Origin of the sequence: Arsenophonus endosymbiont of Bemisia tabaci Q2 (genome assembly GCF_902713415.1) — a bacterium.
Lineage (GTDB): Bacteria > Pseudomonadota > Gammaproteobacteria > Enterobacterales > Enterobacteriaceae > Arsenophonus.
In genome coordinates, this window is sequence record NZ_CACTIE010000147.1 from 1 (window position 1) to 5,518 (window position 5,518).

The following is a 5,518-nucleotide window of genomic DNA, read 5'->3' on the forward strand; positions in this document are numbered from 1 at the left end:
TTATAATTATTATCGACGCCATTCAACGATTGGTTATTTAACGCCACATTAAAAATATCATGAACTAAAGAATGCCCCTTAGATCTTCTACAGAATTTGTTGACCATTACACTGGTGGTCGAATTTGGTTGCTAAATGGTGATTTACCCAAAGGTTCCGCCCAATTTTGGTTGCTAACAAGAAAAGAGGGACTCCCTATTGGTGAATAGCAAGCGGAAACGATTTGGTTAATTATAGCAAAATCACCAACGGATATGTCTTCGCGGCGATGGATTGCCAGTCAAGATGAGGGGCTATTTAAACTAGTTGGACACGGTATTCAACTGGCAGAGTTTTATCATTCGCACTCTTATTGCGGTTATTGCGGCAACAACATGACAGCCAGTTTAACCAAATGGGCATCTTTGTGTAGTCATTGTCATAAGCGCTATTATCCACAAATTGCGCCCTGTATTATTGTTGCTATTCGGCGTGCTGATCATATCTTATTTTCTCAACATCGGCGTCATAAAAAAAGCCAATATTTACTGTATTAGCAGGATTTGTTGAACTAGGTGAGACTATTGAAGAAGCTGTGACAAGAGAAGTAAAAGAAGAGACTAATATTATCATTAGTAACATTCGCTATATTGCTTCACAGCCATGCCCTTTTCCTCATTCATTAATGATCGGTTTTTTGGCTGATTATGCTAGTGGTGAAATCCAGGCTAATCCTGATGAGTTAATTAGTGTGGACTGGTATCATCATGATAAATTATCACTTATACCGCCTCCTGATACCATAGCTCGCCGGTTTAATTGAAGATACACTGGCTTTATGTTGGCAAGAAAATAATAACTTATACAAATAATATTAATCACGCTATATTTAAGTTGTTGCTGATTTACGCAACAAGAAAAAGGCAAATACACTATAATAAATGGCAATTTCTAATTGCCATTTAATGGAGCTAATGATGTCTGCATTAACAAACGATCGCTACTTACGTGCACTATTAAGGCAGCCAGTTGATAAAACCCCAGTATGGATAATGCGCCAGGCCGGTCGTTATTTACCGGAGTATCGAAAAATTCGTCAGCAAGCCGGTGATTTTCTTTCATTGTGCAAAAATACCGAGTTAGCCTGTGAAGTGACATTACAACCGCTACATCGTTTTTCATTAGATGCGGCGATCCTGTTTTCAGATATTCTTACTATTCCTGATGCGATGGGCTTAGGTCTTTATTTTTCAGCTGGAGAAGGGCCTATGTTTCAGCGTCCAATTGATTGTGTGGCTGATATAAAGAAACTGCCAGTTCCTGATCCTGAGCAAGAATTGGTTTACGTAATGAATGCTGTACGCGCTATCCGCAAGGCGTTACAAGGAAAAGTGCCATTAATCGGTTTTTCTGGTAGCCCATGGACATTGGCAACTTATATGGTCGAAGGGCGAAGTAGTAAGGCTTTTACCCATATTAAGAAGATGATGTATACGGAGCCAAAAGCGTTACATTTATTATTGGATAAGCTGTCCCAAAGTGTCATTCTTTATCTAAATGCTCAGATTCGGGCTGGTGCTCAATCGGTGATGATTTTTGATACTTGGGGTGGTGTATTAACCGGGCCTGATTACCATCAATTTTCTTTACATTACATGCATCAGATCATTGATGGTCTACAGCGAGAACATGAAGGGCGTAAAGTCCCGGTGACCTTATTTACTAAAGGCGGTGGCCAATGGTTAGAGGCGATGGCTGCAACCGGTTGTGACGCGCTAGGGATCGACTGGATGACAGATATTGAAGAGGCTCGTTCTCGTGTAGGAGATAAAGTTGCATTACAGGGAAACATGGATCCTTCTATATTATATGCATCAAAAGAACGTATCGAATTTGAAGTTAAAACAATTTAAAAGCAATTCGGTCAGGGCAGTGGACATGTTTTTAATTTAGGTCATGGCATTCACCAGGATATTCCACCTGAGCATGCTAAAAATTTTATTAATTCAGTACACAAATTATCAGAGCAATATCATCAATAAGTAAGGTTTATCCAAACAAAGAAAATGCCGATAAATAATAATTGTTATATTTTTTATTTATTATTAACTCTAAATTAAATATTTACAATTATTTAAATATATTTTTTAAAATTTTGTGTTATATAGCTAAGCGACTTAATTTTGATTATACCATATTGAGTGCGAAAAAAATGTCTGTGTCGCATCCGAACGCTATTTTTTGCATTTAGCTTGTGTCCATTTATGTTCAATTGGATTAAAATCTGGCGAATAGGTAGGAAAATATAGCTAAGCCTCTTAATTTTGATTACAAAATATATGTTTTTCCAATATAAGTTGACTGATCAATATAAGTTGACTGATATAGAGTAATTACTTGTAATCATTTTAAAGTCGTCTAACTATAGAGCTAAAACCATCGACTACGCATCAGCGAAAAATCGATAAATCCAAGTTGATAAAAAATGTTGAACAATATCCAGATGCTTACCAAAAAGAGCGTGCAGAGCGTTTTAGCGTTTGTCAGAAAGCTATTTGGTAAGCTCTTAAAAGAATGGGATTGACCTATAAAAAAACTCTACGTCATCCGAAAGCCGACGAAAACACTCGAAAAACGTTTCAACAAAAAAACAGTATGAAAAAGAAGGCAAGCATATTGTTTTTATTAATGAAAGTGGTTTTTCACACGATACCCCGCGGACTCACGGCTATTCCCCGAAAGGTCAACGGTGTGTTGGTCTCAAGAACTGAGGAGCTAAAGGAAGAACAAATGTTATCGGCGCTTTATTGGGCATAACGCTATTTGCTATCGGATTATTTGATATCAATATTAACAGCGATTTTTTCTATGCATGGGTCACCCAAATCCTTATCCCAGTACTTCCTAAAAACAGTGTAATCATAATGGATAATGCAACTTTTCACAAGAAACAGAGTATTCAACAAGTCATTATCGATGCGGGGCATATGATGTAATATTTGCCTACCTATTCGCCAGATCTTAATCTAATTGAACATAAATAGGCATAAGCTAAATGCAAAAAAAGAGCGCTCGGATGCGACACAGATATTTTGTTCGCATTCAATATGGTGTAATCAAAATTAAGTCGCTTAGCTATAGGATTTGGACACCCAGCGGTTACAGCTGGTTTAATGATGGCGCCAATGGCGATAAGCTCAATATCGGCAAAATCTGTTGTGACAAAAATATTAACTCAATATGGCTATAAAAAAACACTTTTTACCATAACATTTATTATTGGCTTAATTATTACTTAATTTTCATTGCAATCACCTAATATGCCAATTTATATTTTGATAATTCCTTTATTTTTACTGGGAGCGGCAATGTCGACCCAATTCATCGCTATGAATACACTTACTCTAGCGGATTTGACAGAAAACAATGCAATTTCTGGTAATAGTATGTTAGCTGTAACCCAACAACTTGCTATCAGTTTTGGAATTGCGAGTAGCGCTGCAATTTTACGCTTTTATGAATCGCTACCTTATTGTGATCATATTGATAATTTCCATTATAAATTATATTACTATAGGTATAATTACTCTGTCATCTTCACTTATTTTCCTTCTTTTGCAAAAAGAAGATGGACAAAATTTAATTAATAAAAAAGATCCCTAACAGTAAAAATTTCATCTAAATAGGATAAACCTAAAATAAATATAATTTATTTTTTTTGTTGAATTTACTAAAATTCAATAAATTAATTTGCAATAATTCTTTTTTATACAGGAGAAGAGTATGTGCAATTGGATGAACAAATAGCTCAATTGAGCAACTATCTAGAAACTGCCCTGTACGAGCGGCAGCATACTATTCGCCTTTTTTATTAGCAGCATTATTATAAGAAAGTGTTTTTCTACTAGGTCCACCCGGTATTGCTAAAAGCATGATAGCCAGGCGAATAAAACAAGCTTTTAAAACGGTTCACTCTTTTGAATACCTTAATGACTCGTTTTTCAACACCAGAAGAAATTTTCGGACCACTTTCCATTCAAGCATTAAAAGAAGAAGGACGCTATCAGTGTTTAACGACAGGCTATTTACCTGATGCCGAAATTATCTTCCTTGACGAAATCTGGAAAGCTGGCGCTGCTATATTAAATACTTTGTTAACGGCAATTAACGAAAAAAATTTAGAAATGCCTTTCACGAAGAAAATATTCCTATGAGCTTACTTGTCATTGCCTCTAACGAACTACCAGAATCAGATAGTAGTCTTGAAACATTAGACAATCATATTCTTATTCGTTTATGGTTAAATTTAAATAAGGTGCAGAAGAAACAGAATTTTAGAGCTTTATTAAATAGTAAAAAGTAAGAAAGTGAAAATATTCTTCCCAATCGACTTCAAATAAGTAATGAAGAATATGAAGAGTGGCAAGTAAAAATTTGTGAAATAAAACTACCAGATAATTGCTTTGAGATAATTTATCAATTACGGCAGCAAATTGATAATTTAGTTACATCACTTTATATTTCTGATCGTCGATGGAAAAAAGCTATCCACTTATTCCAAGCTAGTGCTTTTTTAATGGGAGTGATGCAATATCACCTTTAGATATTATTTTCTTTAAAGATTGCCTTTGGCATGATGTGCAATCGCTACAACTATTACCACAATTAATTACTACATTATTAATAGAAGAAGGTTTGTAACAACAAATGATCAATAAAAAAATTGATGATCTTCATAATGAATGGCAGCAATCAACTCAAATTAATAAGAATAAAACCGTTTTTAAATTAAAAAAAGAAAACCGTTTATTCAATCGCATTCTAAATTATTCTGTATCCAAGCAAATTAGCGAAAAAAATATAACATTATTTTTACATACGCCTCTTATTTTACATAATATAAAAGTTAATTCTGTTACCATAGATAAGAGTTCAATCAACCATACCTTAAATGAAGGAAAAATTTCTGCTCAACTTGATGGTATTGGTTATACTCAATTAATTTCAGCAAAAATTATAGCTAAGCGTCTTAATTTTAATTACAAAATATATGTTTTTATTCAATATAAATTTACTGATATAGAGTAATTACTTGTAATCATTTTAAAGTCGCCCAGCTATAATAGCAAAAATCAATTACAAGTGCTGGATGCAAGTAGAAAACCATCAACACTTTATTTATACGAAAAAACAGATCAAAATAAATTAGATAATAAATGGCTGGAAAAGCTCGAACAACTTAATCATTTAATTCAATAGCAAAAATCTTTATTTAGTCATCACCAACCTTGTTTTTTTATTAAAAATCATTTCCTAGCAACTATTGAACAAATTTTTTTAACTCTAACAAATAAATTAGCTCAATTAAGAACGCAGATGATGAGGTAATAATCTATGTTGAATCTCACAACGATTGATATGTTACTCTCCATTACTGGCCAAACCTCAATTAGTCATTTTTTGAGAAGTACCCTAATCTTAAAAAGATATTATTAAGAGATCTTTTCGCATGGAAAAATTTATATCACAAATTGAAAGA

At 33.9% G+C, this 5,518-nt stretch carries 4 protein-coding genes and 4 pseudogenes; 7 read left to right on the forward strand and 1 reads right to left on the reverse strand.

What is annotated here, in order from left to right:
- Window positions 1–71: 71 nt before the first annotated feature.
- A pseudogene (nudC, locus tag ARSQ2_RS08070) lies at window positions 72–851 on the forward strand (NAD(+) diphosphatase).
- 105 nt (window positions 852–956) lie between these two features.
- Window positions 957–2,021 (forward strand): annotated as a pseudogene (gene hemE / locus ARSQ2_RS08075) (uroporphyrinogen decarboxylase).
- Between the two features lie 92 nt (window positions 2,022–2,113).
- On the opposite strand, the gene ARSQ2_RS08080 reads toward hemE, so the two are convergent.
- Window positions 2,114–2,251 carry a hypothetical protein gene (locus ARSQ2_RS08080; RefSeq protein ID WP_181994976.1) on the reverse strand — a complete coding sequence of 46 codons (138 nt, stop codon included), beginning with the start codon at window positions 2,249–2,251 and terminating at the stop codon, window positions 2,114–2,116.
- Between the two features lie 152 nt (window positions 2,252–2,403).
- On the opposite strand from ARSQ2_RS08080, the gene ARSQ2_RS14890 reads away from it, so the two are divergent.
- The 5 genes and pseudogenes from ARSQ2_RS14890 (at window position 2,404) to ARSQ2_RS14895 (ending at window position 5,367) form a co-directional block, all read left to right on the forward strand.
- Window positions 2,404–2,541 carry an IS630 transposase-related protein gene (locus tag ARSQ2_RS14890; protein ID WP_181994978.1) on the forward strand — a complete coding sequence of 46 codons (138 nt, stop codon included), beginning with the start codon at window positions 2,404–2,406 and terminating at the stop codon, window positions 2,539–2,541.
- Between the two features lie 12 nt (window positions 2,542–2,553).
- On the forward strand, window positions 2,554–2,796 hold the full coding sequence (locus tag ARSQ2_RS08090) for a hypothetical protein (RefSeq protein ID WP_181994977.1): 243 nt from the start codon (window positions 2,554–2,556) through the stop codon (window positions 2,794–2,796).
- Entirely contained in the window at window positions 2,787–2,975 is a 189-nt protein-coding gene (locus ARSQ2_RS08095) for a transposase (protein WP_181994877.1), read from the forward strand. Before ARSQ2_RS08090 ends, ARSQ2_RS08095 begins: the two co-directional genes overlap by 10 nt.
- 135 nt (window positions 2,976–3,110) lie before the next feature.
- Window positions 3,111–3,642 (forward strand): annotated as a pseudogene (locus tag ARSQ2_RS12945) (MFS transporter); the annotation flags it as partial.
- A gap of 122 nt (window positions 3,643–3,764) precedes the next feature.
- Window positions 3,765–5,367, forward strand: a pseudogene (locus ARSQ2_RS14895) (ATPase RavA domain-containing protein).
- Window positions 5,368–5,518 lie beyond the last annotated feature (151 nt).